This window comes from Shimwellia blattae DSM 4481 = NBRC 105725 (assembly GCF_000262305.1).
Lineage (GTDB): Bacteria > Pseudomonadota > Gammaproteobacteria > Enterobacterales > Enterobacteriaceae > Shimwellia > Shimwellia blattae.
In genome coordinates this window covers 3083468-3108961 of the sequence record NC_017910.1, presented here as the reverse complement: position 1 = coordinate 3108961, position 25494 = coordinate 3083468, and the positions used below count along the sequence as shown (strand labels likewise).

Here is a 25494-nt window from a genome sequence, read left to right as displayed (position 1 = left end):
ATAGCGTTGCGGGTGTTCGGGGGGGTTATCTGGAGTTATCCAGGCTGTCACTGGACTGTCATTTTCCCTGCCTACTATCCTTGTAACAACCATTACAGGGAGAATGACCGTGAAATACCGCGCTATTTTTGCCGCTCTGGCACCGTTATTAAGCCTGCCGCAGGCCCATGCCGTGGCGGATAGCGGCGTACTGGATAACCGTGGTGCCCGGGGGGAGCTTGCCGAGCCTGGCGGTGCCCGCCGTCTGAGCGGGGATCAGACAGCGGCCCTGAAAGCGGCGCTGAATGATAAACCGGCGAAGAATGTGATTTTGCTGATTGGCGACGGGATGGGGGATTCGGAAATCACCCTGGCGCGCAACTATGCCATGGGGGCCGGGGGCTATTTCCACGGTATAGACGCCTTGCCCCTTACCGGCCAGTACACCCACTATGCGCTGAATAAAAAAACCGGCAAACCGGATTACGTGACGGATTCTGCCGCCTCGGCCACGGCCTGGGCCACCGGGGTGAAAACCTATAACGGCGCCCTCGGGGTAGATATTCACGAGAAGCCCCACGCTACCATCCTCGAACTGGCGAAAAAAGCGGGCCGGGCCACCGGTAATGTCTCTACCGCAGAATTGCAGGATGCCACACCCGCTGCACAGGTTGCCCATGTTACGTCCCGTAAGTGCTATGGCCCGGCGCTGACCCGCACCACCTGCCCGGACAACGCACTGGAGCAGGGCGGGGCAGGCTCAATTACCGAGCAACTGCTCAATGCCCGGGCGGATGTCACCCTGGGGGGCGGAGCCAGAACCTTTACTGAGACCGCCAGCGCCGGGGAGTGGCAGGGCAAAACGCTGCATGAACAGGCGAAAGCGCGCGGATTCCAGCTGGTTAACGATCTGAACGGCCTGAACGCCATTACCCGGGCGAACCAGCAGGCGCCGCTGCTGGGGCTGTTTGCCGACGGGAATATGCCGGTGCGCTGGGAAGGGCCAAAGGCCAGCTACCACGGTAACCTGGATAAACCCCCGGTGACCTGCCAGCCGAACCCTCAGCGCACGGCCAGCATCCCCACCCTGGCCCAGATGACCGAAAAAGCCATCCGCCTTCTGAAAGAGAATCCGAAAGGGTTCTTCCTCCAGGTGGAGGGGGCCTCGATTGATAAGCAGGATCACGCGGCTAACCCCTGCGGGCAGATCGGGGAGACGGTCGATCTGGATGAAGCGGTGCAAAAAGCGCTGGCCTTTGCCCGCCAGGACGGGAACACCCTGGTGATTGTCACCGCCGACCACGCCCACGCCAGCCAGATTGTCGCCCCGGATACCAAAGCGCCGGGGCTGACCCAGGCCCTGACCACCAGAGACGGTGCCGTGATGGCGGTCAGCTACGGTAATGCCGAAGCGGGATCGATGGAGCACACGGGAACCCAGGTGCGTATTGCGGCCTATGGCCCGGGGGCTGCCAATGTGGTGGGGCTTACGGATCAGACGGATCTGTTCCACACCATGAAGGTGGCGATGGGGTTGTAAGAAGAGGCGGCGCCGGAATGCCGGCGCCGCTGGGTATCAGGCGCCCGCCAGCGCCTTAAAGACCATTGCGACTGCGTGAGCGCCCGGGTCCATATTGCCCGCCAGGCTGTCGCTGTTCAGGTAAGAGGCGCGACCGGCATTGGCTTTGGTGGCGCGGGTGGTGGCGTCTGCCCCGTCCCGGGCTGCCTGGTATGCCGCCGCCAGATCCCCCGGATGCTGTGCCAGAGCTGCCAGCGCAGGTTGCAGGGCATCAATCAGGGTGCGGTCACCCAGATCGGCACCGCCGTAATACTTCATCTGCGCCAGGCCCGCCTGGAGTGCGGCCACCACCGGTTTCCCTTCGCTGATTGCCTGGCCTGCGGCCGTAAAGAAGATGGACATCAGCACACCGCTGGAGCCCCCCATCACTACTGTTAAGCGTTCGCCGATCAGGGCGCACAGGGTATCCAGCTGGCTGAGCGGCAGCTGGTGCTGGTGCAGCAGTTCTGCAATGGCGCGGGCCCCGGCGGCAAAGGTGGAGCCGGTATCGCCGTCGCCCACTTTGGCATCCAGGGCGTTAAGTTCCGCTTCCTGGGCGCTGAGTGTGGCGGTGACGGTCTCCACATACTGGCCCACTACCGGGTTGTCTGACGGGGTGAATGCCACCCGGGCACTGCGGATATTGCAGGGCTGGGTCTGGCTGGCGCGCAGGCGCACTGGCGGCAGCCAGCCTGCGGTTTCCACGTCTGCCAGCAGGGCTTTTTCAATGCTCTCTTCCATGACCAGGGCGGTGATGGAAAAGCCTTTCATGTCCAGGGCGCTGACCAGCGGTGCCGGGCCCATCAACCAGTCGGTGCGGGTGGCAAGCTCACAGTGGGCCAGCTCCCGGGTGAGGATCGCCATTTCGGTGACTGAGACGCCGCCAAGGTTATTCAGCATCAGCAGCAGGCGGCCGGTTTCAGGCAGGGCAGCGCGGATTTTTGCCACCATCAGGCGCACAATGTCGGTGCTGTTCTGGGTGTCGATGACGCTTGCGCCGGGCTCCCCGTGGATCCCCATGCCCAGCTCAGCCTGGCCCGGGTGATGGCGCACGCCATCCTGCGGATCGGCCGGTAAGTGGCAGCTGGAAAGGGCCACGCCAATACTGAATACCCGCTCCATTGCCAGCCGGGCTTCCCGGGCGACCGTGTCCAGGTTGCAGCCGGTTTCGGCGAAGTACCCCGCCACTTTGTGGATCATAATCGTCCCGGCAATGCCGCGCGGGTGTTTGTTCTCCGGCAGTGAGATATCATCCCCCACAATCACCATGTCCACTTTGTAGCCCATGCGCCGGGCTTTCTCTGCTGCCAGCCCGAAGTTCAGCCGGTCACCGGTGTAGTTTTTGACAATCAGCAGGCAGCCCGCCTCGCCGGTGACCGCCTGAATGGCGGTAAGCACCGCATCCACGCTCGGTGAGGCAAACAGATCACCACACACGGCGGCGGTCAGCATGCCTTTACCCACAAAGCCCACATGGGCCGGTTCGTGACCGGCACCGCCCCCGGAGATCACCGCCACCCGGGATTTATCCAGATCCCGGCGCACCACGATGCGGATGGCGGGATCGCTCTCCAGACGGGCCAGGTTGTTCCACGGGCTGGCAATCATTGCCCCTTCGATGGCGTCACTGACAAGATTTTCGCGTTGGTTATAAAAAAATTGCGACATAACGGTTTCCTGATCGTTAGGTACAACACACCCGTACAGCGGGCTGTAGCGCGTGTGTCGGGAAGTAAAAGGTTGTGAGTTAAGGTCTGGCGGGCAGACCATGTAGTGTCAGCGGGTCACCATTGCGCAGGGTGCTGTAGGTATCCCCCTGCTGGCACAGCCAGGGGATCCCCGCCTCTCTGGCGATAATCGCGCCGTGGGCCAGGGGGCTGCCGCCCTGCAGGCAGATAGCCGCCACTTTTTCCGCATCCAGCAGCAGCACTGTCGACGGGTAGATATCGTCAGTCAGCAGAATGGTGCGGTGCAGCAGGCAGGGGGCGTTTTCCGTGGCGTCCGCCAGGTGCCCGAGGGTGCGGTGCATAATATCTTCCACATCGATATAGCGCGCCTGCAGGTAGGCGTCGTCCAGCTCCCGGTATTGCTGGCTGAGGGCCATCATGGTCTGGTGCCATGCCCACTCGGCGCTGCATTTTTGCTGGTTCAGCAGTGTGCAGGCGTTATCAATCAGCTCCGGGTCGTCCAGCAGGGTGTGGTGGCCGGAGAAGATAGCGGCAATATCTTCACTGTATTTTTCGCCCGCCAGGGCGGCCAGCTCACTGAGATCGTCCAGCGTGTGGCTGACGGCGATTTTCAGGCGGCGCAGCTCTTCCTGCGGGCTGGTGCCTGTGCTGTCCAGCGGGTAGCAGGCCGGGGTGTAGCGCAGCACCCGGCCACTGACGGTGGTCAGAACCGGCTGGCCGTCATCCGGCTGGGTGTCCGGCACCACATGTTCGCCAAAATTATCCTCAGCCAGAGCCTGGAAGGCGGCCAGGGCCTGGGCGGCCTGGGGGCCTCTGGCGATGAGCCGCACCCGGTCATGGCAGCGCACCTGTAACAGTGCAATCTGGTTAATACTGTCCGGCTTGACGCATTTGCCGTCTTTTTCCAGCAATAATGTCGCCTGAAACCCGGCCAGGGCTTCCACCAGCCGCGAGGCAGGGCGCACATGGAGGCCGTTAGGGTTGCTGATGTCCACCGTGACGGACTGGCCGTCCGTCTCACTGAGTTCGTCTTGCGGGTCGGGGGTGCACTCTGGCTCCCGGGGCGGGAAACCAAGCTGCACCCGTTTGGCCTGTAAGGCGCACTGGGCATCGCTGATAACTTTATCAATACCGGCACCGCTGGCGGCGCTGACCGTGGCGGCCAGGGCTCCTTCTACCAGCGGGGCCGGGCATAAATGCACCCGGGCGGCAATGTCCGGCTCCAGCAGATCAAGGGCGGTCTCTGCGCTGAGCAGGGCGCTGCCGATATCCATTAATACCAGAATGGCGTCTGCGTCTGCCACCGAGAGGATGGCCTCCATCACTTTGAGCGGATCGGTGCCGACGGGATTTTCCGGATCATCAATACCGGCGGCGATGGCCAGCCGACAGCCATCCCCTCTTAACATCTGACGGGCCAGCTCGCCGACCCCCTGGCCCAGCTGGGCACTGTGAGACACAATTACCAGGTTTACCATCGCCTTATCCCTCGTGTTATGCGTTAGCCGCTGCGGCCAGGCACTGCACCATCAGTAATACCGAGGTGGCCCCGGGATCCTGGTGGCCGATACTCCGTTCCCCCAGGTAGCTGGCGCGGCCTTTACGGGCCTGCATGGTGATGGTGGCCTGGGCGGCCTGCCCGGCCACCTGGCAGGCCATCTCCAGCGCGTCGGTTATGGATAAATGCTGCTCGCTGGCGCGGCGTAATGCGTCGGCGACCGGCAGCCAGACATCGCACATGGTTTTATCGCCCGGCTCTGCTTTCCCCCGGCTGACGACCCCGTCAGCCCCTTCGCGGATCATCAGGTAGAGCTCCTCAAGCGACAGGCTCTGGCGGGCCTGGGTGACCTGGGCTGCGCGAATAAAAAAGGTGCCAAACAGCGGGCCGCTGGCACCGCCAACGTTAGAAAGCAGCACCATGCCGGTGTTTTTTAAAATAAAACCGATGTCTTTGTCGGCAATGGAGGGCAGTTTTTCGACCACTTTGCTAAAGCCGCGGCGCATATTCAGGCCGTGGTCCCCATCGCCGATTTCTTTATCCAGACCGGTAAGAAAATCACACTGGGCGGTGAACACCTCGCCACAGCGGTACAGCCAGTCGACAATTTGATTCCTGTTCAGTGACATAGCAGATCTCCTTAGTGACCCCAGTTCAGAGCCGGGGTGTGAACCGGTGCATCCCACAGGGCGAGGGTTTCGTCATCCGCTTTCAGTAGCGTAATGGAGAAGCCGGACATGTCCAGAGAGGTACACCAGGTGCCCACCAGATTGCGGGCAATGGTGATCCCGGCATCCGCGCACAGGGTGTCCAGGCGGTTATAGACCCCGTACAGCTCAGAAAGCGGCGTCGCGCCGAGGTTGTTGACCATCGCTATGACCCGATCGCCCCGCTGTAGCGCCTGTTTTGTCTGGGCCACTTCCTGCCAGTTACCGTGCAGGGGATCCCACTGGCGCAGGGTGCGGCTGTAGTGGCCGTTTTCCAGCAGGGTGGCGAACATGGCGTCTACCGTGTCGTCCAGGGTGGTGAACGGGCGGCGATCAATGCCCGGCTCCCCGTGGATACCGACCCCAAACTCCATTTCGTTATCGCTGAGCTCAAAGGAGGGGTTACCGGCGGCGGGCACCGTGCAGGCGCCAAGGGCGATACCTATCGAGTGGCCCTGGTTGTTCAGGCGGCGGCCCAGTTCGGCGCAGGCTTCAAGGCTGTCGCCACGCTCTGCGGCGGCCCCCACCAGTTTTTCGATGATCACGGTGTTGGCTACCCCCCGGCGCCCGGCGGTGTAGAGGCTGTCTTTCACGGCCACGTCGTCATCCACCACTACGGTGGTCACCTTCACGCCACTTTCGTGCAGCAGCTCGGTGGCGGTTTCGAAGTTCAGCACATCGCCGGTGTAGTTTTTGATTATCAGCAACACCCCTACGCCGCCATCAATGTGCATGGCGCACTCGAACATTTTATCAGGGGTGGGGGAGGTGAAAATTTCCCCCGGGCAGGCACCGCTTAACATACCGGTGCCGATAAACCCGCAGTGCATCGGCTCATGGCCGCTGCCGCCGCCAGACAGCAGGGCCACTTTACCGGCCACCGGGGCATCTGCCCGGGTCACATAGACCGGATCCTGGTGCAGCGTCAGGGTCGGGTGGGCCTTTGCCAGCCCGGCCAGTTGTTCTGTCAGTACATCTTCCACACGGTTAATCAGTTTTTTCATTATGCATACTCCGCTGGAGGTAACGCGGGTGACCGCCACAGGCGGGCCCGGTGTAGGGCACCGGCGGGTGCTGTTTCTCACACCCGGCTGGTAGAGTGATTGTCGCCTGGCGGGGAAAAAAGAAAATCCCCACGGGCGGGCGTTTCATTGCGAAACCAGATGCAGCGAAAATGTTCCATTATGGAACTATTTCGGGCGGGTGTCGGTAAAACTGAGAGGCCGGGCAATATTTTGGCCCGCCAGACAGGCCAGTATGGGGAAGTATAGCGGCCAGCCGGGGGAGATTTTTTTGCTACCGAAGCCGGGAATAACCGCAAACCCGGTTTTTTTACCGGCAGAGAGTGTGAGCGCAACCCGGATCTGGATCGCAATCCTGCCCGTTTATCGCTGCACTGGTTTCATAATGGAACGTCTGCGGCGAATTCGCGTTTCGTTATGGAACGTAACGGAGAAACATTTTTTTGTCCGGCACCCGCTCTAGAGTGGTGTCACTGCGCCGGTGGCGCTTCGCCTCCCGCTGGAGTGGGTTGCAGGCAGGTGTGAGTCATACCCGGCGTTATCATGGAAACGAGTTCAATGTGAGGGTGTAGAGAATGCTACAAGTTATTCAGTCTCCGGCAAAATATCTTCAGGGCCCTGATGCTGCGGCCCAGTTTGGTCAGTATGCCAAAAACCTGGCGGACAGCTTTTTTGTGATTGCCGATGATTTCGTGATGAAACTGGCCGGTGACAAGGTGCTGAACGGCCTGCATGAGAACGGGGTAACCTGCCACGCCGAGCGCTTTAACGGCGAATGCAGCCATGCAGAGATCAACCGCCTGGGGGCGATTCTCAAACAAAAAGGCTGCAAAGGGGTTGTCGGGGTTGGCGGCGGGAAAACCCTCGATACCGCTAAAGCCATTGGCTACTACCAGAAGCTGCCGGTGGTGATCATTCCGACCATCGCCTCTACCGATGCGCCCACCAGCGCCCTGTCTGTTATCTATACCGAATCCGGCGAGTTTGAAGAGTATCTGGTCTACCCGAAAAACCCCGATATGGTGGTGATGGATACGGCGATTATCGCCAAAGCGCCGGTGCGTTTACTGGTTTCCGGCATGGGGGATGCGCTCTCCACCTGGTTTGAGGCGAAAGCCTGCTACGACGCCCGCGCTGTCAGCATGGCCGGTGGTCAGTCTACCGCCGCTGCCCTGAGCCTGGCCCGCCTGTGCTACGACACGCTGCTGGCCGAAGGGGAAAAAGCCCGCCTGGCCGCTGAGGCAGGCGTTGTGACCGTGGCGCTGGAGCGCATTGTGGAAGCCAACACCTACCTGAGCGGTATTGGTTTTGAAAGCAGCGGCCTGGCCGGTGCCCACGCCATCCATAACGGCTTTACCATTCTGGAAGAGTGCCACCACCTCTACCACGGGGAGAAAGTGGCCTTCGGTACGCTGGCACAACTGGTGCTGCAAAACAGCCCGATGGAAGAGATTGAAACCGTGCTCGGTTTCTGCCAGAAAGTGGGCCTGCCGGTGACCCTGGCCCAGATGGGTGTCAAAGACGGTATTGAAGAGAAAATTCTTGCTGTGGCAAAAGCCACTTGCGCCGAAGGGGAAACCATCCACAATATGCCGTTCCCGGTAACACCGGAAAGTGTATATGGCGCCATTCTGACCGCTGATCGCCTCGGCGCCCAGTGGGCGGCGAAGTAATTGCGGTTGCGGGCCGGTTAACCGGCCCTTGCACCCTGGCAGGTAACGCCCCCTGGCTTCGCGCATTCGCGGTGCCGGGGGGTGTTGTTTTTATGGCTGTGCCCTGAGGGGCCAGCGCAATGAGTAAGACAGGTTATGACTATGCAGAATGAGCATACCGGGCAGGCGCTCTCTTCGTTTATTGCCCAGTCCTGGCACCGCTGCGGCAAGATGATGCAGCGTGAAACCTGGAGCACCCCCCATCAGGCCCAGGGGCTGACGTTTCAGTCCATCAGCCGCCGTAAAACCGCGCTGCTGACCATCGGCCAGGCGGCCCTGGAGGATGCCTGGGAATATATGGACGGCCGTGAGTGCGTGTTGCTTATTCTGGATGAGTCTGCCTGTGTGCTGAGCCGTTGCGGGCACCCGGATATTCTGGCGCAGCTGGATACGCTGGGGTTCCAGGCCGGTAGCTATTGTGCTGAGAGTATTATTGGCACCTGTGCGCTTTCGCTGGCATCTATGGTGGGCCAGCCGATCCGGACCCGGGGGGATCAGCATTTTAAGCAGGCGCTGTTTCCGTGGGCGTTTTGCTCCACGCCGGTATTTGATAACCATGGCCGCCTGTTTGGCTCCATTGCCCTGTGCTGCTATGCGGAGCAATCCGGGGTGGCGGATCTCTCATTAACCCTGGCGATGGCCCGGGAAGTGGGGAACTCCCTGCTGACGGATAGCCTGCTGGCGGAGTCTAACCGCCACCTTAACCAGATGTACGGCCTGCTGGAGAGTATGGACGACGGGGTGATGGCCTGGAATGAGCAGGGCACACTGCAGTTTCTGAACCCCCAGGCGGCAACATTACTGCACCTGGATGCCCAGGCCTGCCAGGGGAAAAATATCAGCGATCTGGTCACGCTGCCTGCCCTGCTGCGCCGGGCCATTAAGCACGCCAGGCCGCTCAGCCACGCGGAGGTGACCTTTGAAAGCCAGCACCAGTTTGTGGATGCGGTGATCACCCTGAAACCGATTGTTGAAGCCCAGGGCACCAGTTTTATTCTGTTATTGCACCCGGTAGAGCAGATGCGCCAGCTGATGACCAGCCAGCTGGGTAAGGTGAGCCACACCTTCGCCCAGATGGCGGCAGACGACGCAGAAACCCGCCGGCTTATCCATTTTGGCCGCCAGGCCGCCCGGGGCAGCTTCCCGGTGCTGATGCGCGGGGAAGAGGGGGTCGGCAAGGAGCTGATTGCCCAGGCCATTCATAATGAGAGCACCCGCGCCGCAGGCCCGTTTATCGCCGTGAACTGCCAGCTGTATGCGGACAACGCCCTGGGGGTGGACTTTATGGGCAGCGCCGCCACCGAAGAGGAAAACGGCCGCCTGAGCCGCCTGGAGCTGGCCAGCGGCGGCACCCTGTTCCTGGAGAAGATTGAATACCTGGCGCCGGAGCTACAGTCTGTGCTGTTGCAGGTTATCAAGCAGGGGGTGGTGACCCGGCTGGATGCGCGCCGCCTGATCCCGGTAGACGTGAAAGTTATCGCCACCACCACGACCGATCTCGGTAACCTGGTGGAACAGAACCGCTTCAGCCGCCAGCTGTATTATGCGCTGCACTCCTTTGAGATCAGTATTCCGCCCCTGCGCGAGCGCCGGAACAGCATCCCGTCGCTGGTGCACAGCCGGTTGCGCACCCTGGAGCGGCGCTTCTCTTCGCGCCTGAAGGTGGATGACGATGCCCTGGCGCATCTGGTGGCCTACTCCTGGCCGGGTAATGATTTTGAGCTCAACAGCATTGTGGAGAATATTGCCATCAGCAGTGAGCACGGCCATATCCGGCTGAGCAATCTGCCCGGCTGGCTGTTCAGTGAGCACCCGGGAATGCCGGGCAACACGGCCATGATGCCCGCCAGCATGAGTTTCTCCGCCATGGAAAAAGAGGCGATCATCCACGCCGCCAGGGTCACCTGCGGCCGGGTGCAGGAGATGTCCCACCTGCTGGATATCGGCCGCACCACCCTGTGGCGTAAAATGAAGCAGTTTGATATTGATGTCAGCCAGTTCAGGCGTCGCCACCAGGAGTAGTGGCCTGCTCTTCCGGGGGGCACTCTTCTACCCGGGCCATGGCGAACAGGGCGTCTGACAGGCGGTTAATGTAGCTTTTCAGGGGAGCGCGCAGCGGCGTGGTGTTGTCCATCGCCACCAGGATGCGCTCTATCTGGCGGGTCTGGGTGCGCGCCACGTGCAACTGGGCCGAGGCAAGATTCTTCCCGGGGATCACAAAGGCTTTCAGCGGGCCGGTTGCCGCCATGTTATGGTCGATCTCCTGCTCCAGCCGGGTGATATCCTCCTGCCCGATAAGACGGTCCAGGCGGGTGAGACCGCGTGGGTCACTGGCCAGCTCCGCCCCCACCACAAACAGCTCCTCCTGAATGCGCCGCAGCGTCTCCCGCAGGGCCGGGTTATAGCTGGTGGCGTAACACACCCCCAGCAGGGAAATCAGCGTATCGACCTGGCCGTAAGCCTCGACCCGGATATCGTCTTTATGGATCCGGCTGCCGCCAAACAGGGCGGTGGAGCCCGCGTCGCCGGTGCGGGTGTAGATGCGGTACATGGTTATTCAGCCTCGCTAAACGGGATAACTTTCACCAGCTGACCGGCATTCGCGCCGATATTGCGCAGTTGCGCGCGGCTGCTGGCCGGGGGGCAGTGGCGCAGGGGGCGGTCTGCCGGGTACTGGGCGTGGGTGAGGACCACCTCGCCGCTGGCGGCAATACCCAGCCCGGTGCGCAGCGCCGAGTGGGCCGCCGCCTGGCGGGCCAGGGCCAGGGCGTTGTCCTGGCCGGAACAGGGCAGGGCGCGCCAGGGCACCCCCTGCTCTTCAAGGCCGAGGCAAATCTGGCGCAGGGGCTCGCCTGCTTCCTGGTCGGGGTGATAACACACATGTACCGCGGGGGATGAGGAAACGCCGGGGTTTTGCATAGAAGCTCTCCACACCTGAAGAAAAAGCGGGCCAGATGGCCCGCAGATAACGCAGTGAGGTACTCAGAATGCCTGGCGGAAGATGTCGGCAATCTCTTTTTCGTTCCCTTTACGCGGGTTAGAGAAGGCGTTGCCGTCTTTCAGGGCCATTTCTGCCATGTACGGGAAGTCGGCCTCTTTTACCCCCAGTTCACGCAGGTGCTGCGGGATCCCGACATCTTTAGACAGACGGGCAATGGCGCTGATGGCCAGCTCCGCTGCGTCCATGGTGGAAAGACCGGTGGTGTTTTCCCCCATAAAGGTGGCGATATCGGCAAATTTTTCCGGGTTGGCAATCAGGTTATAGCGGCAGACATGGGGCAGCAGGACCGCGTTCGCCACCCCGTGGGCCATGTCGTACAGGCCGCCCAGCTGGTGAGCCATGGCGTGAACATAGCCCAGGTTGGCGTTGTTAAAGGCCATCCCGGCCAGCAGAGAGGCGCAGGCCATGTTTTCACGGGCTTTGAGGTTGGTCCCCAGGGCGACGGCCTGACGCAGGTTGGTGGCAATCAGTTTGATGGCCTGAATAGCAGAGGCATCGGTAACCGGGTTGGCGTCTTTGGAGATATAGGCCTCTACCGCGTGGGTCAGGGCATCCATACCGGTGGCGGCGGTCAGCCCGGCGGGCTTGCCGATCATCAGCAGCGGATCGTTAATGGAGACGGAAGGCAGGTTGCGCCAGCTGACAATCACAAATTTTACTTTGGTTTTGGTGTTAGTCAGCACGCAGTGGCGGGTGACTTCGCTGGCGGTCCCGGCGGTGGTGTTGACCGCAATAATGGGCGGCAGCGGGTTGGTGAGTGTTTCGATACCGGCATAGCTGTACAGATCACCCGGGTGGGTGGCCGCAATACCAATGCCTTTACCGCAGTCGTGCGGGCTGCCGCCGCCGACGGTGATTATCATATCGCACTGCTCTTTACGGAACATGGCCAGGCCGTCGAGTACGTTGGTGTCTTTCGGGTTCGGCTCGACCCCGTCGAAAATGACCACCTCAATACCGGCGGCTTTCAGGTGCTTCACGGTCTGATCGACAGCACCGTCTTTAATGGCGCGCAGGCCCTTATCGGTCACCAGCAGGGCTTTTTTACCCCCCAGCAGCTGGCAGCGCTGGCCAACAACAGAAACGGCGCCCGGGCCAAAGAAGTTCACATTTGGAACCAGGAAGTCATACATGCGGTCGCTCATAATATATACCCTCGGGATTTTTTCAGTAAATTGTGGTCTATTCTGCATTAAAACAATCAAGCGCCGAGCGGGCTATTTCCATATCCTGCTCTACGGTGCCGCCGCTTACGCCAACGGCACCAATAACCTGACCATTTTCAATAATCGGGAATCCGCCGCCAAAAATAACAATCCGCTGCTGATTAGTAAGCTGTAACCCGTACAGTGACTGCCCTGGCTGCACCACGTCGGTTATTTCGTGGGTGGGCTGTTTCAGGCAGCAGGCGCTCCAGGCTTTGTTAAGAGAAATATCAACACTGGTAACAAAAGCATTATCCATACGTTGTATCAGCAGGGTGTTGGCCCCGCAGTCGACAACGGAAATAACCACCGGAACATTGATTTTTATGGCTTTATCTTCTGCGGCCTGGGCCATTTTTTTTGCCATGGCCAGGCTGATACTGGCGCGGGGAAGACTCTTATTCATAACTGCTCCTGAAATTATCCGCGGACTGTTAACGGGAGTGATGTTAATTTAATAAATATTTAAATTGTGGCTGGTTAACAGACAAAAGTTAAAATAATCATTTAGTGTTATTTTTACTATCTGGAATATGAAGTCAACTGCCTGAAATAACGCCATTGCGTTGCGGGTTACGGCTGCGGCTGCTTATTTTGGTTTTGATATTGCCGGGCGTCACATTTATTTGTCTGGTGGAATTAATGGGTTTCATAATGAAACCTATTCATAAAATAACGTCTCAAAATGGAACTTAATTTATTTAATTTTTTTATTGCGTCTGGCCCTTTATGTTGCCGGTAACTATCGCCCGGTGCGCTGCCGGGCGCGATTTTTTAATCTTACGAGCCAGAGCAAAATGAGACGATCAAAACGATTCGAGGTCCTCGAAAAGCGGCCGGTAAACCAGGATGGCCTGATAGGCGAATGGCCTGAAGAGGGGCTGATAGCCATGGGGAGCCCCTGGGATCCGCCCTCTTCGGTGAAGGTTGAGCAGGGCCGCATTGTGGAGCTGGACGGCAAAGCCCGGGCCGACTTCGACATGATAGACCGGTTTATTGCCGATTATGCGATTAATATCGAGGAAACCGAACACGCCATGGGGCTGGATGCCCTGACCATTGCGCGCATGCTGGTGGATATTAACGTCAGCCGCGCCGAGATCATTAAAGTGACCACCGCCATCACCCCGGCCAAAGCTGTGGAGGTGATGTCCCATATGAACGTGGTGGAGATGATGATGGCGCTGCAGAAAATGCGCGCCCGGCGTACCCCCTCCAACCAGTGCCATGTCACCAACCTTAAAGATAACCCGGTACAGATTGCCGCCGATGCGGCCGAAGCCGGGATCCGTGGCTTTTCCGAGCAGGAAACGACGGTGGGGATCGCCCGCTACGCGCCGTTTAATGCCCTGGCGCTGCTGATTGGCTCACAGTCTGGCCGCCCCGGGGTGCTGACCCAGTGTTCCGTGGAAGAGGCCACCGAGCTTGAACTGGGGATGCGCGGCTTTACCAGCTATGCGGAGACCGTCTCCGTGTACGGTACTGAAGCGGTATTTACCGATGGCGACGACACCCCCTGGTCGAAGGCGTTTCTCGCCTCGGCATATGCTTCCCGCGGGCTGAAGATGCGCTACACCTCGGGCACCGGATCCGAAGCGCTGATGGGGTATGCAGAGAGCAAATCCATGCTCTACCTGGAGTCGCGCTGTATTTTCATCACCAAAGGGGCCGGGGTACAGGGGCTGCAAAACGGGGCGGTGAGCTGCATCGGGATGACCGGGGCGGTGCCTTCCGGGATCCGCGCGGTGCTGGCTGAAAACCTGATTGCCTCCATGCTCGATCTGGAAGTGGCTTCCGCCAATGACCAGACTTTCTCCCACTCCGATATTCGCCGTACCGCCCGCACCCTGATGCAGATGCTGCCGGGTACGGATTTTATCTTCTCCGGCTACAGTGCGGTGCCGAACTACGACAACATGTTCGCCGGCTCCAACTTCGATGCGGAAGACTTCGACGATTACAACATTCTGCAGCGGGATCTGATGGTGGATGGCGGGCTGCGCCCGGTTTCAGAAGAAGAGACCATTGCCATTCGCAACAAGGCCGCCCGGGCGGTACAGGCGGTATTCCGCGAGCTGGGGCTCCCGCCGGTGACCGACGAAGAGGTCACCGCCGCCACCTATGCCCACGGCAGCAAAGATATGCCGCCGCGCAATGTGGTTGAGGATCTGAGCGCCGTTGAAGAGATGATGAAGCGCAACATCACCGGGCTGGATATTGTCCGGGCGCTGAGCGTGAACGGCTTTGACGATGTGGCGAACAATATCCTCAATATGCTGCGCCAGCGGGTTACCGGCGACTATCTGCAAACTTCCGCGATCCTGGATCGTGAGTTTGAAGTGGTGAGCGCGGTGAACGATATCAATGACTACCAGGGGCCGGGCACCGGTTACCGTATCTCCCCGCAGCGCTGGGAAGAGATCAAAAATATCGCCACGGTTATCCAGCCGGACAGCATCGAATAAGCGGGGAGCAGCACAATGGAAACAACACAGAAAAAGGCCCCGGTTTTCACCCTTAATCTGGTGGAAAGCGGGGTGGCAAAACCCGGTGAGCGCAGCGATGAAGTGGTGATCGGCGTGGGCCCGGCGTTTTGTTATGGAGGGAATCATTTGATACTACCGGGAATAAGCAGGAATAAGTGGGAATAGGCGGGAATGCTGGATCCGATGGTCTGGACGATTTGATACTGGATCTGATGAAAGGACTACAACTTGAAATCTATTGATACCAGTCAGAAACCGAATTCAAACGTCCAAAATCAGATTTAAACAATGTTCAAAACTTGAACGTAGGGCTAGACAACCCTACCATACCAAACTACTTTTCCGACAATATCAAAATCACTAGGAACATCATTGAGATTGATGGAGAACGGCTCATAAGCTGGATTAGTGCTAGTGATTCGCAAAAGCGATCCAGGTAATCTTTGAACTCGTTTAACGATTAGCTGGCCGTCAATACGCAAAACATAAATCCCCTCTCTTGGCTCTTTATCTGCATGATTTATAAGTATTATATCTTTATCGTTCAGAACTCCTTCCATAGAATCACCGTAAACACTGATTACTGAGAGTTGGGCAGGATCTGCTTTGAGATGATTAGTCACCCAGAAGCGACGAAACGAAACCGTAAACATGGGGGTTTCGTCATCATTCCATGAGCCATAACCGGCAGACGCGCATACGTTGTACCTAGGAACAAAGACAAACTCCTCAAGATCTACATTATTTCCTTTTACATCAGTTACAGTAGCGCCGACTACATCCCCTTGAACTAAAGCTGGTAGCTTAGATTCAACCAAATCGCCCCCAGTGGAAAGCCACTCAACAGATACGCCCCCAGCTTTAGCCAAGGCTATGAGGATGGGAAGCGTAGGATATCCGCCCTCCAAAAGTCTATTCAGTCCTGATGGTGAAATACCAGCGGCTACTGCAAAGGCATTGTTGCTTTTGAATTTCTTAAGCAACGCACGCAAACGAGAGTGAAAACCTTCGCATCCGAGTTTATTTTCATGTTCGGGACGTTCTAAAGACATATTAACACCTCATCCGAGTTGACTTTTAAGTCATTGTTTTTAATGTGATAAATTAAAATTACACGCAAAAGAGAAAGATGATTAACTCGGATGCTTTAAATAATCACCTCATCCGAGTTGATTTCTTTAGCGTTTGCGAATAGTCTTTGTTCATGATTTCAATAAATGAGCAAAAGCCATGAATAAAAAAAATCAGCAAGTACCCCTAGACTGGCATCGTGCTGACATTGTTGCGGCACTGCATAAACGTGGCTGGTCTCTTCGCGGCCTTTCTGTACACCACGGGTACAAGACCCCTACAGCCTTAAACAACGCACTCGATCGTAAGTGGCCTAAAGGGCAGAAAATAATCGCAGATGCGATAGGCATTCCACCTGAAGAAATTTGGCCAAGTCGATATGGCAGCGATTTTACTCACTCTTTTGCTCATGTACACAAGTAATTAGTGTAAACGGAGTTTACTTATGAGCATGAAATCTCATTTTAGCGCTGAAGACTTAGCTCAAATGCATTTACCTGGGTTACCAACGACATCCAGAAATATACGTGAACGAGCCAAAAAAGAGGGCTGGGTCTCTCAAAAGCGCCGGGGTATGGGCGGGGGGTACGTTTACAAACTAGACAGTCTTCCTTTAGAGGCGCAAGAGGCTATCCGCCTTAATCAGATTAAAGAACTGATGAACGGTTCACCGAAAGAGCTGCCTGTCGCTCCTGTTACCGCATCGGCTACGCCACGCGTCAAAGGCTCCGAGGAAAGCAAAATCTCGGTGTACCGCAAATGCCCGGCTCTGATGGAGCAGAAGCTGAACTGCCTGACGGCGGTACAGCGTCAGACTGCTGATGCACGTATGGCACTCGTTGTCGAAGTTCTTCGCCTCGGCGAACTGCCTGGGTATAGCCGTGCGAAGGCTATCCGCGAAATCGTGCGTCAGGCGCAGACTGGTGAATTACCCCAGCGCCTGGCGGATGCCGTCTCAATGGCGAATGCCAAGAAAGGCGCATCGCGGTCGCTGAGCGAAATATCGCTTAAGCGCTGGGTTGCTGATTTTAATAAGACGCGTTCTGCCGCTGAGCGACTTCTGCTGCTGGCCCCAGGCAAGCGGCAGGTGGTCAAGCCGGAGGAAATTAAGTGGTTGCCGGAGTTCCTGAGTTTTTACCGCCGCCCGGACGGGCGCGGTATTCAGGAAGCCTACGATGATTTTTCTGTGGGCTGGGCTGAGCGTTACCAGGATGACGCCATGATGGCCGCAGCGATCCCCTCTTACGACCAGGTGTGCTACGCCATGAACAAGCTGCCTGTTGTTGTGAAGCAAAAAGGCCGAATCACCGGCAGCGAGTTCCGCCAGTATGAGGGCTTTGTCCGCCGTGACTGGGAGTCCCTGCCGGTTAATTACGTCTGGATTGGTGACGGCCACGGCATGAAGATGAAGGTGGCTCACCCCGACCACGGCAACCCGTTCTCGCCGGAGGTGACATTTATTCTGGACGGCAGCTGCCGTTATATCGTCGGCTGGAGCCTGGCGCTGTCTGAAAGCGTAATTGCGGTCGCTGACGCCCTGCGCCACGGTATTAAAAACCACGGCAAGCCTTTTCTGTACTACTCGGATAACGGCGGCGGTGAGACCAACAATACCTTTGATGCTGAGTTAACCGGTATCCTTCCCCGCCTCGGTATCGATCACCGGCTGGGTATTCCGGAGAATCCGCAGGGGCGTGGCATCATCGAACGCCTTAACCGCTCTCTGGCCATGCGCATATCGCGCCAGTTTGCCACCTACTACGGCACCGGCGCAGACCGCAGCACCGTTCGTAAGATGACGAAAAGCCTGGCATCGGCAACTAACGCCGCGAATAAAGGCAAAGAGCTGACGGCAAAGCAGCAGGCGACTCTGCGCGATCTGCCGTCCTGGGAATCGCTGATTCAGCACATTGAGGCCGGGGTGGAGTGGTACAACAACCGCCCGCACGAGTCTCTGCCGCTGCGCAGCGACGGCGAGCACTTCACTCCCGCACAGTTCCGCCGCTATAAGCTGGAAACCGAGAAGACCGAAATCGAGTGGCTGTCGGAGCTGGAGCTGCGCGAAATGTTCATGCCGCAGATAGAGCGTACCGTTAACCGCTGCGAGGTACGTCTGTTCAATAACCTGTATTACTCAGCCGAGCTCAACAACGAGCACGGTAATAAAGTGCTCGTTAATTACGATATACACGATGCAAACAAAGTTGTTATTCGTCGCATGGATGGTTCCTTTATTTGTGAGGCTATCTGGGACGGTAATAAACAGCAGGCATTCCCGGTCACGGCCGAGTATCACCAGCGCCAGCAGCGCATCAAGGGGATGCGTGCACGCGGTGAGGAGAAGGTCCGCCTGGCGGAGGCAGAGAACGTCCAGACGCTGCCAGCCCCGGCAGAGCAGGAGTTGCTGCGCGGGAATGTCTATCGCCCGCAGCGCGGAGCTACGCCGATGGCCCTGGCTGAGCTGGAGGAGGGTGAATACAGCGAGGATGAATATCTGAATAACTCGCTGGATATTCTGGAATCAAATAAACGTAAAAACGCTATTTAAACGCGATTTAATGTAATTCAAAAAAAACGGAGTGAATTATGTCTGATGTGAATATTTCTGATATTCGCGAGGTTCTGCGCAACCTCGTTGACGGTGGCCGCTGGACTTTTGCCCAGGTTTCCCGCGAAACCGGTCTCTCAACCGGCGTGGTCTCCAGCTTCATGAATAATAAGTATGCCGGTGATAACGACCGCGTGGAAAAGGCGCTTACTCGCTGGGTCAATAAGCAGCAGTCCGCCGCCGAACTGCCGGAGCCTCCCCGCTTTATTGAGACGCCCACGGTTAAGCAGATCTGGACGGCGTTTCGCTACGCGCATCTGACCGAATGTATCGGCGTGGTATGTGGTAACCCCGGCGTCGGTAAGTCAGAAGCGGCGCGCGAATACCGCCGCAACAACGATAACGTCTGGATGATAACGGTAACTCCGTCCTGCGCCAGTGTGCTTGAGTGCCTGACTGAACTGGCCTATGAGCTGGGGATGAACGATGCACCGCGCCGCAAGGGACCGCTGGCCCGCGCGCTGCGCCGTCGCCTGGATGGTACGCAGGGGCTGGTCATTATCGACGAGGCTGACCACCTCGGGGCAGAAACGCTGGAGGAACTGCGCCTGCTGCAGGAGGCCACGCGCGTCGGGCTGGTGTTGATGGGCAATCACCGCGTCTACAGCAACATGACCGGCGGAAACCGCACCGTCGAGTTCGCCCGCCTGTTCTCCCGTATCGCGAAGCGGGTGGCTATCAATAAGACCAAAAAAGCGGACGTGACCGCGATTGCCGATGCCTGGCATATCACCGGAGAGAAAGAACGCGATTTGCTGCAGCAGATTGCGCAGAAACCCGGTGCGCTGCGCATCCTCAGCCACTCCCTGCGTCTGGCGGCAATGACTGCCCACGGCGCAGGGCATGAGGTCAGCGAGGGCTATATCCGCAAGGCGCTGCGCGATCTGGATCTCGATGTAGATGTCTCAACGTTACTGAGGGGATGACACCATGATTACTGAACGTATTGCCGACCATCTGGGGATGGCCAACGCCGCGCAGGCGTGGCTGCTGGCGCGCGGTAGCCGCGTCACTGACATGCGTGTGTGGATGCGCCGTCCGTGCCTCGAGATTACCTGCCCGCCATCAGAGCTGGTAAATCGCGCCAGCCACCTGATTGAACGCTGCCCGACCGGCACGCGCTCTGTCTGGATGGCCACCATCGCCGGTTGCCATGTGATATGGAGGTAGCTATGACGGCAAAAATCACGGCCTATGCCTGGGCGTCGGGGCTGATTGAGTTTGGTCGTAATTATCCCGAGGGCGCATTGCCTATTGTTACCGGTGATGAAAGCCGCGTCCGGGAGTTAATTGATATTTGGGCCAGGCATTCGCGGACGAATGAACAATTACTGGTTCCTGGAGTACCCGAAGCTGATAACCAGCATGAGGCCTGCTCTGCATTAATTCGCTTTACTGACCTTGTCACTAAAGAATATCTGGAAAAAAGGAGAGGATGATGAATAAGCCCCGTTTCTGGACTACAGCAGATCGTCAGTTCGTCCACGACAACGCCGGTAAGCTGACCGCTCAGCAGATTGCCGCCAGGCTCAACCGCTCATGCCGTGCAGTTCGCGTCAAGGCGACCCGTTGGGGGGTGTCACTGCTGGTAATTCCCTCAGGCGCGCAAGGTGCTCCCACGCGCCGTCAGTGGACGAAAGCTGAACGTCAGTTCGTCCGTGACCATGCAGGTAAGCTGAGCACGCAGGAAATTGCGGACAGGCTTAACCGCTCGCGTCAGTCAGTTTGCGCGCAGGCGCACCGGTGGGGAATATCAATGCTGGTGCAGTCGGCTGACGCGCATGACGCCTGGCTATGCCGTGAGCTTTATAAAGAAGGGCTGACGATCCCCGTTATTGCCGAGAAGATGGAATTAAGCCGTCGCACCGTTTCGGGCATCGTTTATTCAGAAGTTGTTAATTCAGTGAGGGTCGCATGACTACAGCAAATACCATACCGGCAGGATACCGTATTAATGCCCAGGGGCATTATGTGCCAGAGTCGCAGGTTAAGCCGTTAGATAAGCTGCGGGATGATGTCGTCCTACGCATTATTGAAGCCGCTAAAAAGCAGCGTCAGGCTATGGCCGAGTTTAAGCTGCAGGCGATGTCAGAGGTGGCCGACTTTATCGACGTCTCTGCCGCCGAGTATGGCGTGGAGTACGGCGGCACCAAGGGCAACGTCACTCTGGTCAGTTTTGATGGCCGTTACAAGCTGGTTCGCGCTGTCGGTGAACATCGCGTTTTTGATGAGCGCATTCAGGCTGCGAAGACGCTGATTGACACCTGCATCAGCGAATGGTCAGGCGGTGCCGATGAAAAAATCATGGCGCTCGTCGATCATGCCTTCCGGGTCAACAAGCAGGGGAAAATTGATATTAACCAGGTGCTCGGGCTGCGGCAGTTGAACATTGACGATATTAAATGGAATGAGGCAATGGATGCCGTGGCTGATGCCATTCAGGTGACGGGCACAAGTCAGTATCTGCGTCTTTATGAGCGTCAGGCAGATGGCGGATATCAGCAGATATCGCTGGATTTAGCCAAGCTCTGATTATTCGTTAGTTAATTTAAATTTAATTCCGGCGTAGCGCCGTGGGTTCGCTCACGCCGAAATTCAATAAGGACTTATTATGAACGCTAAAAACACCGCTATTTACGACGCGGCATTAACTAAGTGGGGATTTGATTCTCAGGTGCTGGTTTTGGCTGAAGAGTCAAGCGAGCTGTCTGCTGCCTGCTCGCGCTTTATCAATCATAAAACGGACAGCAGCGCGCTGGCTGAGGAAGCGGCTGATGTCGAAATCATGATTGCCCAGCTTCGCCATAACGGCATGGGTCAGATGATTGACCACGAAGTCAGCCGCAAAATGACCCGACTCGCACAGACTGTCGGTGTTGATGTGCAGCCGGTGAATCCCTTCGGACCATCCGTTCAGGGACTGCTTGAAGAGGCGGGAGAGCAGCTCAGCCTGGCAGAAACGCTCTATCTCGATCCGAATACCAGCAACCGCTTTGCGGCGGCGCGCGCAAGAATGGCCGTGAGCCTGCTGATGCAGGCCGCGCAGCGCATGATGCGTGAGCAGCAGTACACCGACCGTTGCCAGAAGGAGGCTAAGGTATGACGCGAACTGATGCTATCCAGCTGATTCATATCGCCAGAAGCCAGCTGGCGCTTGACGACGAAACCTATCGCACGCTGCTGGGGTCAGTCGTTACGGGTAAATCGAGCTGTCGGGACATGACTATCGTCGAGCTGCAGAGCGTTATCAAAGCGCTGGAGGCAAAGGGTTTTAAAAGCAAGCCGCGCTCCAGCGCCAGGCGCCGGATGTCGTCTCCCTCAGCGGTTAGCAAGAAGGTGCGGGCGGTCTGGCGGGCAATGCTCAGCGACGGCTTTATCAGGGACGGCAGTGACGCCGCGCTGGACCGGTACGTGCAACGGCAGACCCGCTTACGCAACGGCGGTGCCGGGGTGGCAACCCTTGAATGGTTGCGGGCTGAGGCAGAAGATAACCTGCTTGAGAGCCTGAAGCAGTGGCACATACGTGAGATGAAAAAGGCACTGCATGCGCACAATCTGCGCCTGCCTGTAAACCCACGCTCCGGTGACGCGTATCGCGATTACGATACCATCTGCTGGGCGTTTTCAGAGGCGGCGAAAGCGTGGAAATAAACGACGATCTCTTTGGTGATGTTCAGGACGACAGCATCCTTGACCACATTGACGATGAGATGGAAAGCTCCCGCTTTCCCTCTCTGCTGGCAGAACTCAACGCCCTGCTGCGTAAGGAGCTGGAGAGGCTTGGGTATGACCCGCGCCATTCGATTGAGCTGGTAGCGGCAATCAGCAGTAAAATCGGCGGGATGCAGGTTTACTTCCCGCGCGGCCAGGTACTGGAACAACTGGTCAGAGATATGCGCATCTGGCGTGATTTTCAGGGGAACAACATTCCGCAGCTGGTTGAGCGCTACCAGGTGACCTACAAAACGGTGTATAAAGCTATCAAACGGATGCGGCGACTTGAACAGCGCAAGTATCAACCTGATTTATTTAGCAAGGACTGAAAAATGAAATTCTCTAACGTAATAATACTTGCAGTTATATTGGGTGGAGGGTATAGCTATTTTTTTCCAAAAAATGCCGCACCTACTCCTAACGAAGTACTTATCACTCAGTTCGATAAGTATGATGTTGTGAAGAGAAGCGAATGGAGAAAAGGTAACATAATTGATGGTGTCCAAATTTACTCCTTTCGCAAGGAATACCCAGCATTTCAGAGTGTGTGGAGTTTAGGGAAGGATGAGGCCGGAGTCATGGTTTTGACTGAAGGTAAGAATCTAAAAATTGAAGCAGCCTTCGCTTTGAATCAGTGTAACCAATTGGCAGGAGCTGTCCTCAACAAAGATAGTAGCCATATTAATGACGCTGTTTTTTCCGTTTTTCAAAAAGCTCTTGGCTCCGAGATGAGTAGTGCTAATGCATTAGATGCATCAGGCGATGTTAGCGGAAGACGATTCGATGTTTCTGCGCGTGTAATTAATTCTGTACTTACTTTTACTTGCGGTATGCAAACTATCTAAACAAGAGCGTTATCCAATGAAGCCGGTAAATCCGGCTTTTTTTTCGCCCGGCATAAATTGAGGAAAGTGTTATCACTTTCCTTGAGGTGCCAATGACCACGCAGCTTTTGTCCCCCGCCTTTCAGCACGCCCTTGATTTTGTTCTTTCTAAAGAGGGCGGCTATGTTAACGATCCTACCGATAATGGTGGTGAAACCAAATACGGTATTTCCGATAAACGTGATGGCCTGGCCGATGGCAGGACCGACGTCGATGGCGACGGTAAGCCCGATACCCGAATTAAAGACCTGACCGAAGAGCAGGCCGGGCAAATTTATTACCGCGACTACTGGTATCCCTCTTATTGCCCTCGCTGGCCGGATGGCATCTCCCTTTTTGTTTTCGATTCTGCTGTTCAGCACGGCGTTAAAAAGGCGATTCAGTTGCTTCAGGCTGCCGTCAGCGTCACTGACGATGGCATCGTCGGCCCGAAAACCATCACAGCTGTCACCAGTGCCGATCCTGAATGGCTTCTGACCCGCTGCTTCCTGCGCCGCGCCCGCTACTACGCCGACATTATCAAGGCCAACCAGGCCCAGGGTAAATATCTCAACGGCTGGTATAACCGACTTGATGAGCTGGCGAATGCCTGTCAGGAGGTTATCGGCGGCCAGGTCTCCGTAACCCGGAGCTGACGATATGGGCAAAGGCTGGGACGGCAGTATGCGTGCGGGGCGGCGCGACCGGCTCCGGCAGGAAGTGCTTCACCGCGTTGCCGGTGGTCCGCCGCCGGTTCCTCTTGACTACACAGGCCACGACGGCACCCACGCCAGCTATTACCGCCGGGGATGGGACTCCGTCGATATCAGAGACATCGTCTGGCAGTGCCAGCGATATAAGGAAAAACATAATGATTAACGCTTTTACTGCCGGGTGGCAGCTGGCACTGCTTCAGGCCCTCCGCTCAGGATGGACGATTATCATCCTGGTTACGGTGTCGCTCTTGCTGTGCTGGTTCTCTGGCCGACATGCGTTTGCGGTCTGGTGGCTGGCGTTCTCCGGTACGTTACTGATCAGTATCAGCGTCGGCCTGGGGAATCTGCCATATCGCCTGTTACAACCGGGTCCCACGACAGGGAGATGGTCAGGGCTAGTGTCATGGGTGGTGTGGGCAATCGGCGCACTGCTGCTGGCAGTTGCGCCGATATTCGCTAACACGCTGCCCGCCATCTTTCTCGGCCCCGCTGGCATGCTTTCCGGCGCGCTGGTTTATCTCTGGGTTTCTCACAGGGAGCCGCTTAAATGGACCCGATAACGTTGTCAACCATCGCATCAGCCCTGCTGAAAGCAGGCCCGTCTCTGGTCCGAACCATCGGTGGCCTCTTTGGTAAGGACACGGCGACGGCTGCAGACTCCGTCGCCAGCATCGTCGAAACCGTCAACAGCGCCATCAACCCCGCCGACCAGCAGCGCGTTCTTGAGCAGAAGCTCGCCCAGCTTCCGCCGGAACAGCTCGTGCAGCTGGAGAGCCTGAAGGTTCAGCTGCAGCAGTTTCAGCTTGAGCGGGATAAGGCACAGCTGGCGGACCAGCAGTCAGCGCAGCATGAGCAGCAGGAGACCATTCGCAACGGCGACAACGCCACGGATGAATATGTCCGCCAGACCCGGCCACTGATGGCCCGCCTCTCTCTTTACAGCAGCATCGCCTACGTGATGCTGATGTCGCTGGGGCAGCAAATCGGAGCCGCCGCCGGGGCGTTCGGGCATCCCTTCACGATGCCGGAGCCGGACTGGGATATTGCCCTGATGCTGGCCACGCCCGCGCTGGGGTATCTGGGGTTCAGGACGCTGGACGGCTTCGCCCGCTACAGCAAATCCAGCAAACACAAGGTGGTGATGCCGAAATGACTAAAGCGTTTGATCGCGCCAGCGACCTTGAAATGGAAGAGCGGGAGCGGCTCTTAAACAAGCATTTAAGGCGCGTTAAAGAGCTGCCGGAAAGTTACGGATTTTGTAACGACTGTGAACAACCAATTCCTGCAGCCCGGCTTCAGGCACTTCCTGATGCAGTGACCTGCGTTACCTGCCAGGCCATCAGAGAGCACAGGAGGAAGCATGGACTGGGAGGTCATTAAGGGTAACTGGGCCATCATCTGGGCGCTGTTTATGTCCGGGGTGAACGTCATTCAGCTGCTGCTGGCCAAAACCTACGTCAAGCGCGAGGAACTGGAGCTGCTGCGCACGCGCCTGCAGGGAATGGAAAGCACCATCGCCGGGCTACCTAACCAAAAAGACCTGCATCAGCTGCAGCTGGAGATGCGCGATTTGCGCGGCGAACTTCGAGAGCTGACACCCTCAATTCGCCAGATATCACGTATCAGCGATCTGCTTCTTGAAAACGAACTTAAGGAAAAATGAGGT

The 25494-nt window shown here is 57.4% G+C and carries 30 protein-coding genes; 21 read left to right on the top strand and 9 right to left on the bottom strand.

Annotated elements, in window-relative coordinates:
• Positions 1-103 precede the first annotated feature (103 nt).
• Positions 104-1519, top strand: a complete 1416-nt coding sequence (gene phoA / locus EBL_RS14655; protein ID WP_002442855.1) for an alkaline phosphatase — start codon at positions 104-106, stop codon at positions 1517-1519.
• A 36-nt stretch (positions 1520-1555) separates the two neighbouring features.
• Here phoA and EBL_RS14650 read toward each other — a convergent pair whose 3' ends face one another.
• The 4 genes from EBL_RS14650 to dhaK all read right to left on the bottom strand — a co-directional run bounded on the left by EBL_RS14650 (position 1556) and on the right by dhaK (position 6434).
• Positions 1556-3205 (bottom strand): glycerone kinase, encoded by a 1650-nt coding sequence (locus EBL_RS14650; protein WP_002442857.1) that lies wholly within the window; start codon positions 3203-3205, stop codon positions 1556-1558.
• A gap of 79 nt (positions 3206-3284) precedes the next feature.
• Entirely contained in the window at positions 3285-4703 is a 1419-nt protein-coding gene (gene dhaM, locus EBL_RS14645) for a dihydroxyacetone kinase phosphoryl donor subunit DhaM (protein ID WP_002442859.1), read from the bottom strand.
• Positions 4704-4719: 16 nt separating this feature from the next.
• Positions 4720-5352: a dihydroxyacetone kinase subunit DhaL gene (gene dhaL / locus EBL_RS14640; RefSeq protein ID WP_002442861.1), complete on the bottom strand. Its 633-nt coding sequence runs from the start codon at positions 5350-5352 to the stop codon at positions 4720-4722.
• Between the two features lie 11 nt (positions 5353-5363).
• Positions 5364-6434 carry a dihydroxyacetone kinase subunit DhaK gene (gene dhaK, locus EBL_RS14635; RefSeq protein WP_002442863.1) on the bottom strand — a complete coding sequence of 357 codons (1071 nt, stop codon included), beginning with the start codon at positions 6432-6434 and terminating at the stop codon, positions 5364-5366.
• Positions 6435-7027: 593 nt separating this feature from the next.
• Here dhaK and EBL_RS14630 point away from each other — a divergent pair.
• A complete protein-coding gene (locus EBL_RS14630) occupies positions 7028-8125 on the top strand; it encodes a glycerol dehydrogenase (RefSeq protein WP_002442865.1) in 1098 nt (365 codons plus the stop codon).
• Positions 8126-8260: 135 nt separating this feature from the next.
• Positions 8261-10186: a dihydroxyacetone kinase operon transcriptional regulator DhaR gene (dhaR, locus tag EBL_RS14625; protein ID WP_002442867.1), complete on the top strand. Its 1926-nt coding sequence runs from the start codon at positions 8261-8263 to the stop codon at positions 10184-10186.
• Here dhaR and EBL_RS14620 read toward each other — a convergent pair.
• The 4 genes from EBL_RS14620 to EBL_RS14605 form a co-directional block, all read right to left on the bottom strand.
• Complete coding sequence (locus EBL_RS14620; RefSeq protein ID WP_002442869.1) at positions 10164-10715, bottom strand: cob(I)yrinic acid a,c-diamide adenosyltransferase; 552 nt, start codon at positions 10713-10715, stop codon at positions 10164-10166. The two genes, dhaR and EBL_RS14620, sit on opposite strands and share 23 nt — an antisense overlap.
• 2 nt (positions 10716-10717) lie before the next feature.
• Positions 10718-11083 (bottom strand): glycerol dehydratase reactivase beta/small subunit family protein, encoded by a 366-nt coding sequence (locus EBL_RS14615; RefSeq protein WP_002442870.1) that lies wholly within the window; start codon positions 11081-11083, stop codon positions 10718-10720.
• Between the two features lie 63 nt (positions 11084-11146).
• Entirely contained in the window at positions 11147-12310 is a 1164-nt protein-coding gene (dhaT, locus tag EBL_RS14610; RefSeq protein ID WP_014716142.1) for a 1,3-propanediol dehydrogenase, read from the bottom strand.
• 37 nt (positions 12311-12347) lie between these two features.
• Positions 12348-12776 carry a GlcG/HbpS family heme-binding protein gene (locus EBL_RS14605; RefSeq protein WP_002442872.1) on the bottom strand — a complete coding sequence of 143 codons (429 nt, stop codon included), beginning with the start codon at positions 12774-12776 and terminating at the stop codon, positions 12348-12350.
• A gap of 391 nt (positions 12777-13167) precedes the next feature.
• On the opposite strand from EBL_RS14605, the gene EBL_RS14600 reads away from it, so the two are divergent.
• Positions 13168-14835, top strand: coding sequence for a propanediol/glycerol family dehydratase large subunit (locus EBL_RS14600; RefSeq protein WP_002442873.1), 1668 nt, complete (start codon positions 13168-13170; stop codon positions 14833-14835).
• A gap of 332 nt (positions 14836-15167) precedes the next feature.
• On the opposite strand, the gene EBL_RS14590 is transcribed toward EBL_RS14600, so the two are convergent.
• On the bottom strand, positions 15168-15908 hold the full coding sequence (locus EBL_RS14590; protein WP_002442875.1) for a LexA family transcriptional regulator: 741 nt from the start codon (positions 15906-15908) through the stop codon (positions 15168-15170).
• A 178-nt stretch (positions 15909-16086) separates the two neighbouring features.
• On the opposite strand from EBL_RS14590, the gene EBL_RS20110 reads away from it, so the two are divergent.
• From EBL_RS20110 to EBL_RS14510, 17 genes are all read left to right on the top strand, one after another.
• Positions 16087-16350, top strand: coding sequence for a helix-turn-helix domain-containing protein (locus EBL_RS20110; RefSeq protein WP_002442881.1), 264 nt, complete (start codon positions 16087-16089; stop codon positions 16348-16350).
• Between the two features lie 22 nt (positions 16351-16372).
• Positions 16373-18475: a Mu transposase C-terminal domain-containing protein gene (locus tag EBL_RS14585; RefSeq protein ID WP_002442883.1), complete on the top strand. Its 2103-nt coding sequence runs from the start codon at positions 16373-16375 to the stop codon at positions 18473-18475.
• Between the two features lie 38 nt (positions 18476-18513).
• Positions 18514-19461: an AAA family ATPase gene (locus tag EBL_RS14580; protein WP_002442885.1), complete on the top strand. Its 948-nt coding sequence runs from the start codon at positions 18514-18516 to the stop codon at positions 19459-19461.
• Between the two features lie 4 nt (positions 19462-19465).
• Positions 19466-19705: a hypothetical protein gene (locus tag EBL_RS14575; RefSeq protein WP_002442887.1), complete on the top strand. Its 240-nt coding sequence runs from the start codon at positions 19466-19468 to the stop codon at positions 19703-19705.
• A 2-nt stretch (positions 19706-19707) separates the two neighbouring features.
• Complete coding sequence (locus tag EBL_RS14570) at positions 19708-19974, top strand: hypothetical protein (RefSeq protein WP_002442889.1); 267 nt, start codon at positions 19708-19710, stop codon at positions 19972-19974.
• Positions 19974-20453 carry a hypothetical protein gene (locus EBL_RS14565; RefSeq protein WP_002442891.1) on the top strand — a complete coding sequence of 160 codons (480 nt, stop codon included), beginning with the start codon at positions 19974-19976 and terminating at the stop codon, positions 20451-20453. The genes EBL_RS14570 and EBL_RS14565 overlap by 1 nt, the downstream gene beginning before the upstream one ends.
• A complete protein-coding gene (locus tag EBL_RS14560; RefSeq protein WP_002442892.1) occupies positions 20450-21067 on the top strand; it encodes a DUF3164 family protein in 618 nt (205 codons plus the stop codon). Before EBL_RS14565 ends, EBL_RS14560 begins: the two co-directional genes overlap by 4 nt.
• A gap of 79 nt (positions 21068-21146) precedes the next feature.
• A complete protein-coding gene (locus EBL_RS14555) occupies positions 21147-21638 on the top strand; it encodes a nucleoside triphosphate pyrophosphohydrolase family protein (RefSeq protein WP_002442895.1) in 492 nt (163 codons plus the stop codon).
• Complete coding sequence (locus tag EBL_RS14550; RefSeq protein WP_002442897.1) at positions 21635-22186, top strand: gp16 family protein; 552 nt, start codon at positions 21635-21637, stop codon at positions 22184-22186. The genes EBL_RS14555 and EBL_RS14550 overlap by 4 nt, the downstream gene beginning before the upstream one ends.
• Positions 22177-22578: a Mor transcription activator family protein gene (locus tag EBL_RS14545; RefSeq protein ID WP_002442903.1), complete on the top strand. Its 402-nt coding sequence runs from the start codon at positions 22177-22179 to the stop codon at positions 22576-22578. The genes EBL_RS14550 and EBL_RS14545 overlap by 10 nt, the downstream gene beginning before the upstream one ends.
• Before the next feature lie 3 nt (positions 22579-22581).
• On the top strand, positions 22582-23094 hold the full coding sequence (locus EBL_RS14540) for a hypothetical protein (protein ID WP_002442905.1): 513 nt from the start codon (positions 22582-22584) through the stop codon (positions 23092-23094).
• Positions 23095-23186: 92 nt separating this feature from the next.
• On the top strand, positions 23187-23768 hold the full coding sequence (locus EBL_RS14535; RefSeq protein ID WP_002442907.1) for a glycoside hydrolase family 108 protein: 582 nt from the start codon (positions 23187-23189) through the stop codon (positions 23766-23768).
• Positions 23769-23772: 4 nt separating this feature from the next.
• Entirely contained in the window at positions 23773-23991 is a 219-nt protein-coding gene (locus tag EBL_RS14530) for a hypothetical protein (RefSeq protein ID WP_002442910.1), read from the top strand.
• The gene (locus tag EBL_RS14525) at positions 23984-24388 is read left to right on the top strand and encodes a hypothetical protein (protein WP_002442912.1); all 405 of its coding nucleotides are present in this window, start codon (positions 23984-23986) and stop codon (positions 24386-24388) included. The genes EBL_RS14530 and EBL_RS14525 overlap by 8 nt, the downstream gene beginning before the upstream one ends.
• The gene (locus EBL_RS14520; protein WP_002442913.1) at positions 24376-24981 is read left to right on the top strand and encodes a hypothetical protein; all 606 of its coding nucleotides are present in this window, start codon (positions 24376-24378) and stop codon (positions 24979-24981) included. The genes EBL_RS14525 and EBL_RS14520 overlap by 13 nt, the downstream gene beginning before the upstream one ends.
• Positions 24978-25208 (top strand): TraR/DksA family transcriptional regulator, encoded by a 231-nt coding sequence (locus EBL_RS20105; RefSeq protein ID WP_002442915.1) that lies wholly within the window; start codon positions 24978-24980, stop codon positions 25206-25208. Before EBL_RS14520 ends, EBL_RS20105 begins: the two co-directional genes overlap by 4 nt.
• Positions 25189-25491: a DUF2730 domain-containing protein gene (locus EBL_RS14510; protein ID WP_002442917.1), complete on the top strand. Its 303-nt coding sequence runs from the start codon at positions 25189-25191 to the stop codon at positions 25489-25491. Before EBL_RS20105 ends, EBL_RS14510 begins: the two co-directional genes overlap by 20 nt.
• Positions 25492-25494 lie beyond the last annotated feature (3 nt).